The sequence below is a fragment of the Variovorax sp. 01N425 genome, assembly GCF_056399465.1.
Genome location: NZ_JBFTRJ010000005.1, coordinates 394,496 through 412,467, shown reverse-complemented (window position 1 = coordinate 412,467; position 17,972 = coordinate 394,496). Strand labels below are relative to the sequence as shown.

18 protein-coding genes are annotated in these 17,972 nt (G+C 68.3%); 5 read left to right on the top strand and 13 right to left on the bottom strand.

The window, feature by feature from the left end; all coding sequences use genetic code 11:
* Positions 1–444 (bottom strand): MBL fold metallo-hydrolase (locus AC1DSC_RS11880; RefSeq protein WP_478131817.1); only part of this gene is annotated, 444 nt, incomplete at its 3' end.
* Between the two features lie 194 nt (positions 445–638).
* Here AC1DSC_RS11880 and AC1DSC_RS11875 point away from each other — a divergent pair.
* Entirely contained in the window at positions 639–1,475 is an 837-nt protein-coding gene (locus AC1DSC_RS11875; RefSeq protein ID WP_418147866.1) for an IclR family transcriptional regulator, read from the top strand.
* Position 1,476: 1 nt separating this feature from the next.
* On the opposite strand, the gene AC1DSC_RS11870 is transcribed toward AC1DSC_RS11875, so the two are convergent.
* The 3 genes from AC1DSC_RS11870 to AC1DSC_RS11860 all read right to left on the bottom strand — a co-directional run bounded on the left by AC1DSC_RS11870 (position 1,477) and on the right by AC1DSC_RS11860 (position 5,140).
* Positions 1,477–3,240 carry a carboxylesterase/lipase family protein gene (locus AC1DSC_RS11870; RefSeq protein WP_418147868.1) on the bottom strand — a complete coding sequence of 588 codons (1,764 nt, stop codon included), beginning with the start codon at positions 3,238–3,240 and terminating at the stop codon, positions 1,477–1,479.
* 90 nt (positions 3,241–3,330) lie between these two features.
* A complete protein-coding gene (locus AC1DSC_RS11865) occupies positions 3,331–4,275 on the bottom strand; it encodes a LysR substrate-binding domain-containing protein (RefSeq protein ID WP_418147869.1) in 945 nt (314 codons plus the stop codon).
* A 79-nt stretch (positions 4,276–4,354) separates the two neighbouring features.
* On the bottom strand, positions 4,355–5,140 hold the full coding sequence (locus tag AC1DSC_RS11860) for an SDR family NAD(P)-dependent oxidoreductase (RefSeq protein WP_436288649.1): 786 nt from the start codon (positions 5,138–5,140) through the stop codon (positions 4,355–4,357).
* Positions 5,141–5,272: 132 nt separating this feature from the next.
* Here AC1DSC_RS11860 and AC1DSC_RS11855 point away from each other — a divergent pair, with 132 nt between their 5' ends.
* From AC1DSC_RS11855 to AC1DSC_RS11845, 3 genes are all read left to right on the top strand, one after another.
* The gene (locus AC1DSC_RS11855) at positions 5,273–5,938 is read left to right on the top strand and encodes a TetR/AcrR family transcriptional regulator (protein ID WP_418147873.1); all 666 of its coding nucleotides are present in this window, start codon (positions 5,273–5,275) and stop codon (positions 5,936–5,938) included.
* 147 nt (positions 5,939–6,085) lie between these two features.
* Positions 6,086–6,679 carry a hypothetical protein gene (locus tag AC1DSC_RS11850; protein WP_418147875.1) on the top strand — a complete coding sequence of 198 codons (594 nt, stop codon included), beginning with the start codon at positions 6,086–6,088 and terminating at the stop codon, positions 6,677–6,679.
* A 144-nt stretch (positions 6,680–6,823) separates the two neighbouring features.
* Positions 6,824–8,614, top strand: a complete 1,791-nt coding sequence (locus AC1DSC_RS11845) for an alkaline phosphatase D family protein (RefSeq protein WP_436288650.1) — start codon at positions 6,824–6,826, stop codon at positions 8,612–8,614.
* A gap of 27 nt (positions 8,615–8,641) precedes the next feature.
* Here AC1DSC_RS11845 and AC1DSC_RS11840 read toward each other — a convergent pair whose 3' ends face one another.
* The 7 genes from AC1DSC_RS11840 to AC1DSC_RS11810 form a co-directional block, all read right to left on the bottom strand.
* Entirely contained in the window at positions 8,642–9,502 is an 861-nt protein-coding gene (locus AC1DSC_RS11840) for an NmrA family NAD(P)-binding protein (protein WP_436288651.1), read from the bottom strand.
* Between the two features lie 63 nt (positions 9,503–9,565).
* On the bottom strand, positions 9,566–10,375 hold the full coding sequence (locus AC1DSC_RS11835; protein ID WP_436288652.1) for an AadA family aminoglycoside 3''-O-nucleotidyltransferase: 810 nt from the start codon (positions 10,373–10,375) through the stop codon (positions 9,566–9,568).
* 51 nt (positions 10,376–10,426) lie between these two features.
* Positions 10,427–11,413, bottom strand: a complete 987-nt coding sequence (locus AC1DSC_RS11830; protein WP_436288653.1) for a Bug family tripartite tricarboxylate transporter substrate binding protein — start codon at positions 11,411–11,413, stop codon at positions 10,427–10,429.
* Between the two features lie 52 nt (positions 11,414–11,465).
* Positions 11,466–12,392: a Bug family tripartite tricarboxylate transporter substrate binding protein gene (locus AC1DSC_RS11825; RefSeq protein ID WP_278878235.1), complete on the bottom strand. Its 927-nt coding sequence runs from the start codon at positions 12,390–12,392 to the stop codon at positions 11,466–11,468.
* A 38-nt stretch (positions 12,393–12,430) separates the two neighbouring features.
* Positions 12,431–13,237, bottom strand: coding sequence for a citryl-CoA lyase (locus AC1DSC_RS11820; RefSeq protein ID WP_436288654.1), 807 nt, complete (start codon positions 13,235–13,237; stop codon positions 12,431–12,433).
* A gap of 12 nt (positions 13,238–13,249) precedes the next feature.
* Positions 13,250–14,170: a dioxygenase family protein gene (locus AC1DSC_RS11815; RefSeq protein WP_436288655.1), complete on the bottom strand. Its 921-nt coding sequence runs from the start codon at positions 14,168–14,170 to the stop codon at positions 13,250–13,252.
* A 46-nt stretch (positions 14,171–14,216) separates the two neighbouring features.
* Complete coding sequence (locus tag AC1DSC_RS11810; protein ID WP_062364965.1) at positions 14,217–15,380, bottom strand: CaiB/BaiF CoA transferase family protein; 1,164 nt, start codon at positions 15,378–15,380, stop codon at positions 14,217–14,219.
* A gap of 124 nt (positions 15,381–15,504) precedes the next feature.
* Between AC1DSC_RS11810 and AC1DSC_RS11805 the strand changes: the two genes are divergently transcribed.
* Positions 15,505–16,416 carry a LysR substrate-binding domain-containing protein gene (locus AC1DSC_RS11805; protein ID WP_018904719.1) on the top strand — a complete coding sequence of 304 codons (912 nt, stop codon included), beginning with the start codon at positions 15,505–15,507 and terminating at the stop codon, positions 16,414–16,416.
* Between the two features lie 16 nt (positions 16,417–16,432).
* On the opposite strand, the gene AC1DSC_RS11800 is transcribed toward AC1DSC_RS11805, so the two are convergent.
* Positions 16,433–17,278 (bottom strand): nucleotidyl transferase AbiEii/AbiGii toxin family protein, encoded by an 846-nt coding sequence (locus AC1DSC_RS11800; RefSeq protein ID WP_436288656.1) that lies wholly within the window; start codon positions 17,276–17,278, stop codon positions 16,433–16,435.
* On the bottom strand, positions 17,275–17,892 hold the full coding sequence (locus tag AC1DSC_RS11795; RefSeq protein ID WP_436288657.1) for a type IV toxin-antitoxin system AbiEi family antitoxin domain-containing protein: 618 nt from the start codon (positions 17,890–17,892) through the stop codon (positions 17,275–17,277). Before AC1DSC_RS11795 ends, AC1DSC_RS11800 begins: the two co-directional genes overlap by 4 nt.
* Positions 17,893–17,972: the final 80 nt, after the last annotated feature.

Genomic DNA, 17,972 nt, shown 5'->3' with positions numbered 1-17,972 from the left:
CATCTTGCCGGTGAAGGTCATGGTGGGCCAGGTCAGGCCCGGCGGCACCGTCTCGACGTTCTGGAACAGGCGCGGGAAGCGGCCGATCTCGCTGGCCTTGTCCTGTTCGCCGCGCTCCACGATCAGGTCGCGCGTGTCCTGGCTGGCCATGATGTGCTCGGCACCGTAGCCGGCCGCGCCCAGTACGCGCACCGCGTGGTAGTGCGTGAGCACCACGTACTTGATGGGCTTGTCGGTCACTTCGCGGATGCGGCGCACCACGTCGGCCGCCATGGCGGGCGTGGCCTGGGTGTCGGCCACCAGCACGGCGTCGTCCCCCACGACGATGCCGGTGTTCGGATCGCCTTCGGCGGTATAGGCCCAGGCGTGTTCCGAGAGCCGGGTGAAGCTGACCTGCTTCTCTTCGAGGTCGGCTTGCGAGGCGAATTTCTTGGGGGTGTTCATGCGTAGGGTTCCTGGGATCGAATTTGTCTAAAACAAACGCGTTTGCAGTATGCAATGTGAATTTGTTTATGGCAAACTGATTTGTATAGAAGGAATTAGGTGTTTTCCCCAGGACCGGTGCTGCCAGCGGGGCTGGCACGCAGTGAATCCCTTCGTCACGCGCCAACTAGACTTGCGGCAACCTGAAAGGCGATATGCGAGACAGCCACCCCGAAGAAGCTGCGAAGGAAGACAAGGCGCAGCGGGCCGTCCAGGCGATCGAAGTCGGCGGGCGGCTGCTGCTTGCGCTGGCCGACAGCCAGACGCCCCTGACGCTCAGGGATCTCTCGAGCCGATCCGGGCTTCCCGCTTCACGTGCGCACCCGTACCTGGTGAGCTTCGGCAAGCTCGGGCTGATCGAACAGGAACCCGACACCGGCCGCTATGCGCTTGGCCCGGCCGCGCTGCGCCTGGGACTGACATGCCTGCACCAGCTGGACCCGGTCCGGGTGGCGTTGCCCGTTGCCCAACAGCTTGCGGCGTCCACCGGGCACGCGGTCGCGGTGGCCATCTGGGGCAACTTCGGACCGACGATCATCCGGATGATCGAGGCGCGCGAGCCGCTGCACGTCTCCATGCGCGCCGGCACCGTGATGTCGATACTCGGCACGGCCACCGGCCGCGCCTTTGCCGCCGTGCTGCCCGCCGAACGCATCGAGAAGGCCATGGCGGTGGCGCTCGGAGACCCGGACGATCGGAAGGCGCCGCTGCGCAAGCCGAAGGCCGAGGAGCTTCGGCAGGCTGTGGCGGAGCTTCGCGAGCACGGCGTCACGCGCGCCGAGGGAAAGCCGATTCCCGGCGTCAACGCCTTCAGCGCCCCTGTGCTCGACCATGACGGCGAGCCCGTGGTCGTGATCACGGCGCTCGGGCACCGGGACGGTTTTTCGGCCGACTGGAACTCCAGCGCCGCAACCGCCGTTCGCCATGCAGCAGCCGAAGCATCCAGCCGCCTTGGATGGCGAAACGCCGGAACCTTGCGCCCGCCCGGGTGACTCAATAGCCGAGCAGGGCGTCCCAGACACTCAGTTGCGCGAACTTGGGTACCGGACCGATCGCCGCCACCGCGGCGTTCTGTCCGCCGAACGACGCCGCGGAGTCCGACGCGCCCGAAAAGCGCGGCCAATCGAGCTCCGGCGCCAGCCGCGCATTCCCATCGCTCGCGAACGACAGCACCGCGGTCATCAATGCCTCCGACAGCTGCGCTTCGGCGGCGCCTGCCCCCACCTTGTCCCGGTAGTAGTCGAGGCCGAAGCTGCCGAACAGCATGGGCAATTCCGCGCAATGGGGCACGCCGCGCCCCGGCGCCTGGATCTGATGCGCATAGGTGGCGTATCGGACATTGCCTCCGTCGCCGGCGACCTTCGCGGCATAGCGCACGCTGAAGTTGCGAAGGACGCGGTCGCCGTAGATCTCGATCCACACATCACCCGGTGCGGTCGACCGGCCTTCGCGTGCGGCTGCATCGGTGTAGGCGTCGATCACCGCATCGGCGTTCGCCTGCGAACCACCTACCTGGGGTATCACCAAGGCCAGGAGCTCGGCGCGGCTGGCAGGCAGCGCCGGCGTCAGCCGTGCCTGGGTGATCGGGTCGTAGGCATCGAGGAAGAACGATCCTTCCGTCAGCGTATTGGCGATCACGAGGGGAAGATCGCCTGGCCATGCGGTGCGCGTCCAGTCGGAAAGGCAGACCTGGCCGTCGATGATCGGTGCTGCACGCAAGCCCCGGCCGGAGGTGATGCCCGCCGGCAATGGCTGCGCATTGAGCGCGAGTTCGGCCTGGTGCAGCGTCGACGCCGGAATGTCGCGCAGGCCCGAGGGCGTGGTCTGCAGCTTGGCGGCCAGCGCTTCGGCATACCTCCCGGCGTCGGCCAGGGTGAAGCCGGTGGGCGCCGGCACCCCGGCCGGGCTCAGCAGCATGGCCTTCTGGAAGCAGGCGCGCGCGACAGGGTTCTGTGCCAGGATCGCGCCGCTCGTGCCGCCGGCGGACTGCCCGATGAGGCAGACATTGGCGGGATCGCCACCGAAAGCCTCGGCGTTGCGCCGCACCCACTGCAGCACCGCGATCTGGTCCTGCAGCTGCCAGTTGGCTTGCGCCCCCGTGTCGGGATCGACGAGGTCCGGGTGCGACAGCGTGCCCATCGCGCCGAGCCGGAAATTGGCGGTGACGACGACCACGCCCTTGCGCGCGAGCGCCTCGCCGTTCATCAGCGGCATGCTGGTGGCGCCGGTGCGCCATGCGCCGCCGTGCAGCCACACCACGACGGGCAGCTTGCCGCGCTGGCTCGGCGCCCACACGTTCAGCGTCAGGCAATCCTCGCTCTGAACCGCAGGAGAGGGATAGATCCAGGTCACGTACGCCGGCAAGGTCTGCAGGCTGGCGGCCCCGAAAGCCGTTGCGTCGAACACGCCGCCCGGAGCCCGGTACGGCTGCGGGGAGCGAAAGCGCAGGGCGCCGACGGGCGGCTGCGCATACGGGACGCCGAGGAAGAACGCGACGGCGTCATCGGCCGTGCGCTGGCCCTTCAATGTGCCGGAGCTCGTTTCGACCACGGGTGCCGGGGCCGGCGCGGGTGCGGGTGCAGGGGCGGGTGCGGGTGCGGGAGGCGCCGCCGCAGCGGGCAACGGGAGAAAGCCGTTGCCGCTGTTGCCGCCACCGCCGCAGCCACTCAGCGGCACGGCGGCCAATGCGCCGGCGGAAAGGATGAACCGGCGCCGGTTGGTTGCCGAATGCTCGCATGGGTCGCTCGAAGTCGTCATGTGCTTCCTTGTTCGCCGGCCCGGGATGGTGCCGAAGCGGCCGCGAGTCTAGGAAGGATGACCGCCGCATGACAGGGGCGGCAGCGCAACTCAGCTTTCCAAAAATGCGTTGCCTTGGCCCGGCTGGCCCAGCACCGAGGCCGCTTCGCAGAGTTCGTCCAGGAAAAGGCGCCCCGCAATGGTGAGATCGCGCCGCGAGGGATAGAGCGCAAAAAGCGAGATCGGCGGCGGCGCCCAGCCGGGCGCGATCAGGCCGAGGCGCCGGGCCTTGAAGTCCGCGGTGCACATCGAGGCGGGCAGCTGCGCCACACCGAGCCCCGCGAGCGCAGCTTCGCGGATCTGCAGCAGGCTGTCGCTCGTGAACTGCACGCGCACATCGATCTCTGCGTCGCCCTCGTGCGCGTGGTTCAGCAACCAGCGTGCAGGATGTGGCATGAAGGTCCAGCCGATCGCCGGGCAGCCCTGCAACTGCGCGGGAAGCGCGGCACCCGGCAGCGCGTCGCGGACCTTGGGCGATGCGACGAGTACGTAGGGAATGTCGGCCAGCTTGCGCATCACCAGGCTCGAGTCGCGAAGCGGCTTGACCGAAGGACGAATCAACAGGTCGACGGGATCGCTGAACGCCGAGGGCCGGCCGTCGGTTGCGTCGAGCGTGATCGCCACGCGCGGATGCCTCAGGCTGAAGTCGATGGCCAGCGGGCCCACGAGCATGGCACTCAAGGCGATGGGACACGAGATGCGAAGCGTGCCCGATGCCTCGCCCAGGCTGTCGCGCGCGGCGGACAGCGCGCGCTGCGCTTCGGCCCGGATGTTCGCGCCGTGCGCATACATCCGCTGTCCGATGTCGGTCACCTTGAACCTGCGCGAATTGCGCACGATCAGGCTGACGTTCAGGCGTTTCTCGAGCCCCGAGATGCGGCGGCTGAGCCGCGACACGGGAATGCCGAAGCGCTGGCTCGCGGCGCTGAACCCGCCTGCCTCGACCACGGCGACCAGGGCCATCAGGTCGTCCGCGACATCTCCGGTTTCGTCCATCTTCGGCTCCCAGGGCAAAAGACGGCATTGTGAGTTGGCCAGGCACCTGGCGGCGGCGCTGGGGGCCTGCGCAACGCGCTCAACTGTTCATGACGCGCGCAAAGATGGCCTGGTGCAGCCATCGCGGCGTTGCCCACACCATCGCCACGGCCGCCTTGTTGTTGAAGCCTGGAACCACACTGACGCGGCCGGCGTGCAGCGCTTGGATTCCCGCCCGCACCACCGGTGCCGGCTTCATCATCAGCAGCTTGAGCCCCCATGTGATCTTCTGTTTTGCGGCCTGCGCAAAGCCGGTGTCGGACATGCCGGGGCACAGCGAGGTCACCGTCACGCCATCGCGCTTGAACTCGCGGTGCAGCGCATCGCCAAGGCGCAGCACATAGGCCTTGGCTGCGCCATAGACGGCCATGTTTTCCACGCCAAAGTAAGCCAGCATGCTGGCCACGAGCAGTATCTTGCCGTGGCCGCGTGCGCGCATGTCCTCGCCGAAGAGCCGCGTCATGACCGTCAGGCTCGCGACGTCCAGCTGCAGCATGTCCAGGGTGCTTTGCATCGGCGTGTCGAGGAAAGTGCCCTGCAGGCCATGGCCCGCGTTGTTGATCAGGATCTCGACCTCGATGGCGCGCTCGCAAAGGCTGGCGTGCAGCGCCTGGACGGCGGCCACGTCCGACAGGTCGGCCTGCTCCACGATGACCTTGACGCCCCACTCCTGGTGCAGTGCGGAAGCCAGGGCCTGCAGCCGGTCGAGCCGGCGCGCAACCAGAATCAGCGGGTGGCCCTTGGCCGCGTATTGCCTTGCAAATTCCTCGCCAAAACCACTGGATGCGCCAGTGATGAGAACCCAGGAGTCGACGTTGGTAGCCATGATGTTCGCCTTTGTTGAAGCCGCTGTGATGCTGGAGGTGGCCGGCATCCTTGCTTTCAGGCAAGATTGGAGACCGACGGTCTGTAATTTAACAGACCATCGGTCTTTTAGCAAATGGAGTGTGATCGCCGCATGAATTCGCCCATCCCCTACGTACGCGCCCGCTCTGCCGAGCAGAAGGAAGAGCGGCGCCGCCACCTGCTGGCCACCGCCCGGGAAATGCTGCACCAGAGCCCGGAGGCCCTCGACCTGGGCATCAACGAACTCGCGCGCGAGGCGCAGATGACCAAGTCGAACGTCTACCGGTACTTCGAAAGCAGCGAGGCCGTGCTGATGGACCTGCTCGTCGAGGAATTTGCAGGCTGGCATGCCGAGCTGGGCACGGCACTGGCGCGCGGCGGCAAGGCTGGCGCGAGCGTCGAGCACATTGCCCGCGTCTTCGCCTCGACCATTTCTGCGCGGCCCTTGCTTTGCCGGCTGATCAGCATCCTGCCGTCCATCCTCGAGCGCAAGGTGTCGTTCGAACGCATGGTCGACTTCAAAGGCAGCCTGCTGGCCGTCCGGCAACGGACAGCGCAGGACTTCCATGCCCGCGTGCCCGCCATGCCGGTGCCGGCCTTCGAACAGGTGGTGAAGCATTCGCTGCCGCTCATCATCGGGCTGTGGCCGCTCAGCAACCCGGCAGGGATGGCCGCGCAGGTGACCGAACTCCCCGAGTTGAAGAGCCTGCGGTACGACTTCGAGAAAGACCTCGAACATGCCCTGCTCACATTGATGCGGGGAATGGCCCGGGCGTAGCAGGCGTTCGCAGCCGGGAATGCGCCATGCGGTTGGAGCAAAACGCCCGATCGCAGCAGGGTCTTGCGCAAAGCCGCGACCTCCAGGTGCTGTAGCGTGGCGTCGCAGCCCGGCCACCCTGGGCATCGTCCCAACCCAAGCCCCCGAATGCAGCAACAAGCCATCTCCGCCCACGACATCTTCCCGCACATCCGCATCGTCATGGGCATGGTGATCGGCCTTGGCGTGACGCGGCTGTTGTCGGGCGTGGCGCGCATCGTGCAGCACCCGGCGCAGTACCGGCTCTATGCGGTGCACCTTGCGTGGGTGGCTTCGGTGCTGCTGGCGCTGGTGCATTTCTGGTGGTGGGAGTTCGGCCTCTACCAGATCGAGAGCTGGACCTTCGGCACCTATGCCTTCATCGTGAGCTACGCGATCGTGCTGTTCCTGCTGTGCGCGCTGCTCTTTCCGGACAGCATGCGCGACTACGCGAGCTATGAAGACTATTTCTATGCCCGGCGCGCCTGGTTCTTCGGCCTGCTGGGTGCGACCTACCTGCTCGACGTGGTCGACACACTGATCAAGGGCGAGGCGCACTTCGCGCGCTTTGCGCTGGAGTACCTGATCCGCACGCCCGTTCTCGTGGCGCTGTGCATCGTGGCCGCCAGAACGGCGAGCCCGCGCTTTCATACCGCCTTCGTGGCCGGCACGCTGGTCTACCAGCTGTCGTGGATCTTCAGGCTCTTCGACACCCTGAACTGAGGGCACGCCGTGCGCTCCCGGCTGACGCGCGCATCGGCGGCAGCCTACGTTGAAAACCAAGGTCCTCACATTCAAATGGCGCCGACGTCGAACGGGGACCGAGGCGTGCCGTGCGTCTTGCCGTCGGCGGATCAGGAGACTGCCATGCGCATCCACGACGAGAAGAAGAACAACGGCGAGGCAAGCCATGCCGTTCACGATGCAGACACCGACCCTCCGCAAGCCCTGAGCGGCACCACCCGGCGCTCGCTGCTGCGCAGCGCCGTGCTGTTCGCGATGTTCTCGGGCAGCGGCATCGGCCTGACCGCCTGTGGCGGGGGTGGCGGCGGCGGCGGAGGAGGGGGCATCGGCATCGGCGGCGGAGTGGGGGGCGGGCGTCCGCCCGACGACTCCAACTCGGTGTTCAAGCACGGGATCGCGAGCGGCGATCCCTTGTCCGACCGCGTGATCCTCTGGACCCGCGTGACGGCCGCCGCGCCGGGCACCCTCAACGTCGAGTGGGAAGTGGCCAGCGACGAGCGCTTCGGCATCATCGTGGCGCGCGGCACCGCGAGCACCGGTCCCGAGCGCGACTACACGGTCAAGGTGGACGCCATGGGGCTCCAGCCGGCCAGCACCTATTTCTATCGCTTCTTGATGGGCAACGACCATTCGCCCATCGGCCGCACCCGCACGCTGCCGGTGGGCGGCGTATCGCAGGCCAGGCTGGCGGTGGTGTCCTGCTCCAATTTCCCGAGCGGCTACTTCAACGTCTATGCCGACATTGCCAAGCGCACCGACATCGACGTGGTGCTGCACCTGGGCGACTACATCTACGAGTACGGGGTGGTGGGCTATGCGTCGCAGCTGGCCATTGCGATCGACCGCACATCGAACCCCGACCACGAGATCCTGACGCTCGCCGACTACCGCCTGCGCCACGCGCAGTACCGCACCGACGGCGACCTGCGCGCCCTGCATGCGCGGCTGCCCATGATCGCGGTGTGGGACGACCACGACCTGGCCAACGGCGCATGGTCCGGCGGCGCCGAGAACCACGACGAAGCGACCGAAGGCAGCTTCGCGGCCCGGCGCGCGGCCGCCGTGCAGGCCTACCACGAGTGGCTGCCGACGCGGCTGCCCGATCCGGCCAACCCGCTGCGGATCTACCGCTCCTTCGACTTCGGCACGCTGGCTTCGATGCACATGCTCGACACCCGGCTGATCGGCCGCGACAAGCAGGTCACGCTCTCGCAGTACCTGGCCGGCGAGGCTTCGGCGGCCACGCGGCAGCTGATGGGCCAGCCGCAGGTGGACTGGCTGTCCCAGCGCATGGCCGCATCGCCCTGCACCTGGCAGGTGCTCGGCCAGCAGGTGCTCATGATGCGCATGGCCATTCCCTTGAGCATTGCGACCGACTTCAGCCTCGAGACGCTGACCGCCTACCTGGCGGCGCAGGCGCTTCCGGATTCCGCCCGCAGCGACAGCCAGCGCGCGCTGATCACGCAGCAGAAGGTGCCCTACAACCTGGACGCGTGGGACGGCTACCCGGCCGCGCGCGATGCGGTGCTTGCCATGGCGCGCAACCAGGGCAAGAACCTGATCTCGCTGGCCGGCGACACGCACAACGCCTGGGCCGGGAACCTCACCGACGCCTCCGGGCAGCGGGTCGGCGTGGAATTCGGAACCTCGTCGGTGTCGTCGCCCGGCTTCGAGCGGGCGCTGCCGCTGATTGCCAATGACCTGCTGGCCGATGGCTTCCGGCGCATGGTCGACGACCTGCGCTACGCCGAGACCAGCAAGCGCGGCTATGCCGTGCTGACGCTCACGCCGGCCGAGGCGCGCTGCGACTACATCGAGATCAGCACGGTGCTGAGCCGCGACTATTCGGTGAGGACGGCCGCCACGCTGCGCGTGTTGCCGGGTGTCGGCAACCTGCAGGTGCTCGCTGCCTGAACGTTGGTGATGGGTGGCGCGCCGCCGTCAGGCTCGCGCCACCAGGCCGCGGATGTAGGCCTCGAGCGTCGTCGAGCCGCGCAGCGCGTCGCCTGGCATCTCGAAGCCGCTGTCGACGCTCACCGCGGTCATCCGCGCATACGAGTCCGCGGCAGCTTCGGAAAAGCCGAGGCCGCGGAACGCTGCCTTCCACTTGCCGCGCGGCGTGACGTCGAGCTCCACCGGCCGGCCGAACGCCTGCGAGAACGCCCTTGCCACGTCGGCCGAGGTATAGCGCCGCGGGCCCTCCACGTAGCGGATGCCGACGTCGTCGAGCGGGGACACCAGCCTGCGGGCCGCGATCTCGCCGAGGTCGTGCGGCGCGGCCATGGGAATGGCAAGCTCGGGATCGAACATCGTGGGCAGCCTGCCCGTGCTGCGCACCGTATCGAGCAGTCCGTCCCAGTTGCTCATGTAGTAGGCCGCGCGGTTGATGGCCGCCGGAATGGATTGGCGGCGCAGGCCCTCTTCGAGTTCCCACAGCACGCTCAGGTCGCCGATGCGCTCGCCGGGCTGCGCGCCGCCGGTCGATTCCGCCACCACCTTCTGCAGCCCCGAGCCTTCGAGCGCCTGCACGATGTTGGCGACCGTGCGCCGCTCGATGGTGTCGGTGTCCGCCGACGTGTCCGCGGATGGATTGAGCAGGAAGGCGCGGCGCCCGCGCTGCAACGCCGCGCGCAGCGACGCCACGTCTTCAGCATTCGCCTCGGCAATCTCGGCGCCCTTTGCGCGCCACGCGCCTGCGCGCTTCGCGTCGCGCGTGACGATCGTCACTGCTTCGCCGCGGCCGAGCAGCGCCTGCGCGACCGCCGAACCGACATGCCCCGTACCACCCATGATGACGTACATCCGTGTCTCTCCTTTTCGTCGTGCCTGGAGGAAAGCCTGGCGGGGTGCGACTGGCGCAATGGCTCACCGCGCGGGCGCGGGGCCTGCGCAGACGACACCCTCGATCAGCGCCTTGGTGTAGCGCACGAATGCCGCGAGCTGGGTAGGACGATCGGCCAAGTTGTCCGGCGCATGGCCCAGGTAGGCCGCAAGCGCGCTTGCCAGCACGGGCCGATGCTCGCCCGGCAGGCGCTCCAGCGCCCATGCGGCGGCGGCATCCTTGGGCGCAATCTGGCCGGTGCAGGCACTGAACCAGATGCGCGCGAGCGCGAGCACCACATTGCGCTCGTCGCCCTGCCAGTCCGGCGCGTCGTTCCACTGCGCCACGGTGTCCAGCAGCGACTGGGAGAAATCGGCGCGCGGCACGGGGTCGAACAGTTCGTCCGCAGGAAGGCCGAGCAGGCAGACGCTGTGCTGCCGGAGCTTCGTGAGCAGGATCGCCAGGTCATGGTCCGGCATGGCCGGCTCCACGATGCCGGCCTGCAACTCTTCGCGCAGCCATTCGCCGAACTGCAGTTCGCGCAGCGGCGGATAGCGCCAGGGCACGACCTCGTCCCGCACCACGAGCGTCACTTCGAGCGGGCGCCACGGGCCATCGGTGCCGGCGCTGCCCGAGACCGACAGCAGGTCCGTCATCAGCGGATGCCGCACTTGTGCGGCCAGCGGCGCTTCCACGGTCACCATCAGGTCGATGTCGCTGTGCGGCTTGAGCCCCCCATCGACGGCGGAGCCGAACAGGTGAATGGCCTGGAGCGTGCCGGCCAGGTGGCGCTCGAGAACGGCGCGCGCCTGCGCCAGCTGCGGGATGATTTCGGGTGGCAGTGAAGCGGTCATCACGGCCGATGTTAAGGGCCGCGAGGAGTGGAGGCCGACGGGCGCGGCAGGTCAATCCACGCGGATGTTGCGCGCCTTCACGACGCGGCTGTAGATCTCCGCGTCGCGTCGCACCATCGCGCTCATCTCGGTGCGCGTGACGCCCAGCGGCTCGCTGTTGAGGTCCTTGATGCGCTTGGCAAGGTCCGGGTCCTTGCTCGCTTCGACGAACACCGCGTTGAACCGGTTGAGCACCGCGGCCGGCGTGTTCGCGGGCGCCCAGATGCCGTGCCACGACATCATCGAGAAGCCCGGCATCACCTCCGAAAGCGTGGGCACATCGGGCAGCGCGGGGTGCCGCGTGGGGCCCGAGTAGGCCAGCGCCTGCACGCGGCCGCTGCTGATCAGCGGGTAGCCCGTGGCGATGGGTTCCATCAAGGTGTCGACCTGTCCGCCGACGAGATCGGCGATGGGGCTCGCGCGGTAGGGCACATGCAGCATGGTGATGCCCACCTCGTCCTTCAGGGATTCGACGATCAGCTGCGAAGGGCTTCCCGCGCCGTACGAGGCGTGCGAATAGGTGCCGGGCTTTTCCTTGGCCGCGGCCACGAGCTCCTTGAGGGTCTTGGCCGGGAACTTGGTGTTGGCGATCAGCACGAGGCCCTGGCGCATCGTGGTGGCGACGGGAACCAGGTCCTTCTCGGGGTCGAACGGCAGCTTGCTGTAGATGTACGGGTTGATCGTGAACGCGGTCGACAGGTTGTAGAGAAAGGTGTAGCCGTCCGCGGGCGCCTTGGCGACCGTGTCCGACGCCAGGTTGCCGGCCGTGCCGGGCTTGTTGTCGATGAGCACCGGCACGCCGAGCTTGCGGCTCGCATAGTCGCCGTACATGCGCGCGAAGATGTCGGGCGGCGTGCCGGGCGCGAAGCCCACCACGATCCGGATCGGCTTGGTGGGCCACTCCGCGGCCTGGGCGCTTGCATGGCCCGTGGCCAGCATGCCGGCGAGGCCCAGCACCAGGCCGAGCGTCTTCTTGACGAGGTTTGTTGTTGAAAGCATGGCTTGTCTCCTTGGGCTATGGGTGCCCGCTTGTTGGGTTGTTCTGTCTTCTTCAATCCACTTGCGCGCCGGAGCGGCGCACGGCCTCGCCCCATTTCGCGATCTCGGCCGTACCGAAGGCGGCCATGTCCGATGTGTTCATCGCCATGGGCTCGATGCCCTGGGCCGCGAGCTTGTCGCGCACCGCGGGCTGGGCGAGTACCGCCTGCGTGGCCTCGCGCAGGCGGTCGCGCTGCGCGGCGGGCATGTCGGCCGGGGCATACAACATGAACCACGCGACCAGGTCGAAATCCGGAATGCCCTGCTCGGCCAGCGTGGGCACGTCGGGCGCGGCCATGCTTCGCCGGGCGCTCGATGCGCCCAGCGCGCGCAGCCTGCCGGCGCGGATCTGCGGCAGCACGGCGGCCGGGTGATAGAACATGAACTGCACATTGCCCGCCATCACCTCGGTGAGCGCCTGGGCGCCGTCGCGGTAGGGCACGTGCACGAAGTCCTTGCCGAGCCGCAGGTTGAGCAGTTCGCCCGCCAGGTGCCCCGAAGTGCCGTTGCCGGCCGAGGCAAAGCTCACCGACTTGCCGCTGGCCTGGCGCAGGTCCGCCACCGTCTTCCACGGCGCGGCGGCGGGCACGACCAGCAGCGTGGGCGTGGCGCCGACGAAGCCCAGCGGCACGAAGTCGCGCTGCGGCTGGTAGGACAGCCGCTTGTAGAGCGTCGCGTTGATGGCATGCGTGCCGACGGTGCCCAGCAGCACGGTGTGTGCATCCGCCCCCGAGCGGGCCACCAGTTCGCTGCCGATGGCGCCGCCCGCACCGGGCCGGTTGTCGACGATCACCGCCTGCGACAGCTGGCGCCCGAGGGCTTCGGCCAGCACCCGTCCCACGATGTCGGTCGTGGTGCCGGCCGCGAAGGGCACGACCAGCTTGAGGGGCCGCGCGTCGCCCGCCTGCGCCCATGCGCTGCTGTTGCCCTGCGCCAGCATTGCTGCTGCGGCAACGGCCAGGATGGCGCGGCGCTTCGTCACCGCGCCTCCCCGAAGCCCGCGGGCACGGTGCCTTCGTACTGCAGCTCGCGCGTGGCCTGGTAGGACAGCGCAAAGCCGCTCGGCGTCTCGGCCTCTTCCGCGAGGTGCGCGATCAGCCCCGCGGTGCGCGCGAGGATCGGCACGCCGCGCAGCGACGCCACCGGAAAGCCCACGCCCAGCAGCACCGCCGGAATCGCCGCCGAGACGTTCATGCGCAGGTCCTTGCCCACGATGGCCGGGATCGCCTCTTCCAGCGCCTGCGCGATGCGCACATAGCGCAGGTCGGCGCCGGCCTGCGTCGCCACGTCGATCAGCCGGTCGACGCGCGGATCGCGTTCCTTGTGCAGCGGATGGCCGTAGCCGGGGATCGCGGCGCGCGCGTCCTTGAGTTCGGCGATGGCCGCGGCGGCGGCCTGCGGCAGCGTGGCGCCCGCATCCACGCGCGCTGCCACGTCGATGAACAGCCGGCCCGCGGTTTCGGAAGCGCCGAGGATGACGGAGCCGCAGCCGAGGATGCCGGCCGCCACCGCACCCTGCAGCGCATCGGGCGCGGCCGCGAAGGTCATGCGGCTGGCCTGCACGCTCGGCACGAGGCCGTGCTCGGCAATCGCCACCAGCGTGGCGTCGAGCACCGTGCTGCACGCGGCATCGGGGCGGCGCCCGGTGAGCAGCAGGAAGAAATAGTCGGTGAACGACAGGTGCCCGATCAGCTCCCGGCACAGGTCCTGGCCGCGCACGACGATGGTGTGTTCGTCCGAGGTGCAGATGGCGGTGCGCGGGACGGTGGACTTTCCGATTTTCATGGGCGTGGTCTTTCAGACGTGTCGGGGTTCGAGGCGGAAGTCGTAGTGCGCGGACCAGTAGGGCGTTTCCAGCGGCCTGCCATCGGGCGCGCGGCCCGGCGGATGCGACTCGAAGTCGATGACGAGCCGCGGCCGCACGCCGAACACCGCATCGGACTCGATGTACGGGCTGCCCGCCACGAACAGGTGCGTGGTCACGGGCACATGGCCCGGCGCCGAGACCATCATGTGGATGTGGCCGGGGCGGTTCGGATGGCGGCCCATCGCTTCGAGCATGCGGCCGACGGGCCCGTCGACCGGGATCGGATAGAAGCTCGGGCGGATCGACCAGAACCAGTAGCGGCCTTCGTGGTCGGTGCGGATGCGCCCGCGCGCCTGCATCGCGGCGCCTTCGAGCTGCATGTCGTACACGCCTTCGCCGTCGCCCGACCAGATGTCGAGCAGCGCACCCTGGAGCGGCTGGCCGCGGGTGTCGGTGACGCGGCCGCTGTAGAAGGTCGGCTCGCCGCGGGCGCCCTGGGCCACGTCGGCGCCGAGCGGCAGGTCGGGCGCGCCCTCCCAGTAGAAGGGGCCTTGCACGGTGGCGTGCGTGGCCTCGGTGAGCTCGGTGGCTTGCGTGGCTTCGCTGGCCTCGGCCCGGCCGCGCTTGCCGGCGGCGGCGCGCAGCTGGTCCAGGATCACGACCATCATCGAGGCGCCCAGCGTGTCCGACAGCAGGATGAACTCCTGGCGCTTGTCGGTGCAGGTCTGGCCCGTGGCCGTCAGGAACTCGATGCCCTGCATCCATTCGTCCGGCTTCAGGTCCACCTCCCGGATGAAGGCATGCAGGTGCGTGATCAGCGACTGCATGAGCTGCAGGAAGCGCGCGTCGCGCGTTCCCTCGAGGCTCTGCAGCACGGTCTGCGTCAGCTCGCTTTCGTTCGATGGGGTCATGGTTGTCTTGTCTCCTGGCTCGTTATGTCTGGAAGGCCGCGCGGGGTCAGCGCGCGGCGTTGGGCGGCTGCCCCAGGCGCTGGCGGATCGGATCGACGATGGCCGCGTTGTCGGCGCCGAGCATGGGCGGCGCCGTCACCTCGAGCGAGCGCTCGCCGTCGAAGCTCACGGGCGAGCGGATGGTGTGCCACTCGCCGCCCTCGGGGTGCGGCGCGCTCACCTGCAGCTGCAGGTGCCGCGCCTGCGGGTCTTCCATGGCTTCGCGCGTGTCGTACATGGGCGCGTGCGGCACGTCCTCGGCCTCGAGCCGCGCACACCACGTTGCGCGGGTCTGCTGGCGGAACACGTCGCCGAGCAGCGCGATCAGGTCTTCCTGGTGCGCGATGCGCGCCTCGCGCGTGGCGAAGCGCGGGTCCGCGAACAGGCGAGGGCGCTCGATGGCATTGGCCAGGCCCTGCCAGAACTTCTCGGGCGAGGACATGTGCAGCGCGATCCACAGGCCGTCCGCGCACTCCAGCACGTAGGACTGCGAGACGCTTGGCCGGCTGAACGGGCCCATGACCTCGCTCTCGGAAAAGTAGTGCGTGAAGGCGTCGAGGTTGAAGTGGCACATCGCCTCCAGCATCGACACCTCGACCGCGCGCCCGCGTCCGGTGCGGCCCCGTTCGACCAGTGCGCCGAGCACGCCGTAGGCGGCGTAGAAGCCGGTCATGGCATCGGCCAGCGCGGGGCCGACCACGCGCGGGTTGGCCGGGTTCACCAGCAGCTTGAGGAAGGCGCTCGCGGCCTGAGCCACCGTGTCGTAGGCGGGGCGCCCTGCCGCGGGGCCGGTCTGCCCGAAGCCGCTGATCGCGCAATACACGAGCCGCGGATTGAGCGCCCGCAGCCGCGACTCGCCAGCGCCCAGCCGCTCGGCCGCACCGGGGCGGAAATTCTGGATGTAGACGTCGGCGTCCTTCACCAGCTCGTCGAACACGGCCGCATCCTCGGGCAGCTTCGGGTTGAGCGTGACGCTGCGCTTGTTGCGGTTGTAGGTCTGGAAGTGCGGGCTGTAGAGGCCGCCGCGAAAGGCGCGGAACGGATCGCCCGCGCCGGGCTGCTCGATCTTGACCACCTCGGCACCCAGGTCCGCGAGGAACATGCCGGCGGCCGGTCCGGTGATGAACGTGCCTTGCTCCAGCACCTTGATGCCGCTGAGGACTTTTTGCACCGGGGAGTCTCCTGTCGTTGTTGTCGGGGGCCGGGGAAACTTTAGGTTGCATCCAAGAATTCCGAAAATGATTGTTTTCCATCGTTAGCATCGATGCCATCGATCATTGCTCCCGAGGAACGCCATGGAACTCAGGCACCTGCGCTACTTCATCGCCCTGTCGGGCTCGCTGAACTTCACGCGCGCGGCCGAGCGCCTGCATGTGACGCAGTCGACGCTGTCGCACCAGATCAAGCAGCTCGAAGAGGAGATCGGTGTTGCGCTGTTCGACCGCATCGGCAAGCGCGTGAGCCTGACCGATGCCGGCGACGAGTTCCTGCACTACTGCACCAAGGCCCTGCACGAGATCGACCTGGGGCTGGGCGCGCTGCGCCAGGACAGCTCCGAGGTGGCGGGCGAGCTGCGCGTGGGCTCCACGCACACCTTCAACCTCGGCTTCATCCCCGACTGCATCGCGAGCTTCCAGGCGCGGCATCCGCGCGTGAAGGTGGTGGTCGAGGAACTGTCGGCCGACCAGATCGCCGCGCGCCTGCAGCAGGGCACGCTGGACCTGGGCATCGCCTACCGGCCGAGCGTGCCCGGGCCGCTGCAGTTCGAGCCGCTCTACAACGAGGAGATGGTGCTGGTGGTGGCCAGGAAGCACCCGCTCGCGCGGCGCAAGCGCGTGCGCATGGTGGAGCTGCACCGCCTGCCGATGGTGCTGCTGCCGGCCAGCTTTGCCACGCGCCAGATGCTCGACGAATGCTTTCGCTCCTGCGGCGCGCAGCCGCACGTGGTGGCCGAGATCAACACGCTGGCGCCGATGATGGACCTCGTCGCCAAGACGCAGCTCGCGTCCATCGTGGCCGCGAACGTGGTCAACCCGCTCTCGGGGCTGGTCGTCATCCGGCTCGAAAGCCCCACGCCCGTGCGCACGCCCGGCATGCTGTGGTCGCCGGTGGCGCGCGATGCAGCGGCCACGCGCGCGTTCTCGACCATCGTGCGCAAGCTGGCGCTGCGCAGCAGCCTGCAGGGGGCTGGCCCGCGCGTGCGGTAGCGGCGGGGCCGGTTCTTCAGGCGGTTCCGAGCTTCTGGAATTCGCTGCGCAACAGCGCGACGACCGTGGAGAGGGCGAGGTCGCCCAACCGGTTCCTTTGGACGAAGGCGGCCCATTGGCCTTGCTTTGCCGGATCATGCGCGAATGCATCGCTCAACCCCAAGGGCACGGTGCCGGGCACCGCCAGTTGCCGCCGCGCGAAAGTGGCATGGACAGCGCGGCGCAGCTCGGTGGCTTCCAGCGCACCCTCGGTGAGTAGCACCCAGAGATCGAAGTAGTCCTTCATGCGGGTATTGCCCATGCCCAGCAGGCACACCGCATGAAACTTCTCGGCGACCACCGTGTATTTCGGATAGGCGCGCAGTTGCGGCGCGGACAGGTCTTCGAGCAGCACCGGGTAGCTCACCGGTTCGGGTGCCGGCGTGACCGCATCGCCAAAACCGATATCCACTTGCAGCGCGAGGCGCGCGCCGTCCAACTTCGCAAGCAAGTCGATCCGTACGCCGCCGTAGCCCGCCTCCTTGCGGATCACCGAGCCCCTGACCGAGGCTGCGTCGAACGCGATGCCGTCGTCCACTTCGATCTGGCAGATCTCGCGGAAAGCCGATACCGCGGTGTCGACGTCATCCGGACCAAAGCCCAGCAGATCTGCGTCGCGCGTCGGCCGATGCGGCTGGTCGTACCACAGCGAAAACAGCAGCGCACCCTTGAGCAGGTAGTTGGCTGCATGCGGCGACACCGAGAGCCGGTACAACAGCCGCTCCAGCCCGTAGCGGGTGAGCGTCAGGTTGAAGTCCTGTCTCGTCGCATCGGCTCGCTGCTTCAAGCGGGCGCGGACGGACGCTGCGAGATTGCGGCTCATGCAATGACGCTTTCCAGGTAGGGCCGCATGACATTGGCCACGCGATTCACCGTTGCGTAGTGCCAGAGCGCATCCATCGACAGCTTGCGCTGCGACCAGCCATCTCGCAGCGCTTCCAGTGCCACGTCCAGGCCGATCTTGTTGCGGTACTTGAAGCAGTCGGCCACCGTCTTGGCGGCATTGAATATCGGCACTTGCACGCCGTCGATGTCGACGAGATCGACGCCTTCAGTCAGAGCCGCCCCCGACATGCGCACCACGCGAAGCGCGGGCTGGTCCAGCCGCGGCGTGGGCGAGTGATGGGGAATCGCCATCCAGACCTCGAACGGCGCCTGGGTGCCAATGCCGTGGACGCGCAGCGCCGACAGCAGGCACACCACGCCTCGCGGCACCCGCAGCGCCGCTTCGGCCAGCGACCGGTGCTCGCTGAGCGCGCGTCCCGGAAGGCTATAGACGCCGCGGGCAACGCGTTCGAGCCTGCCGGCAGCCACGAGCCGGCTGAGAACCACCGTCGGCAGGCCGTGCGTTGCAAGATCTCGCGCGCGCAGCAGTGGCTGACGCTCGGCGAGTGCCAGCGCGGCTTGTTCCAGGGTGGGATCGGAGTGCAGTGTCACCGTGCTAGTTTGTTGCAATTACTAGTCAATTGTCAATAAATGACTAAATATTGCACCGCGAGGGCGTGAGCACGTACTCG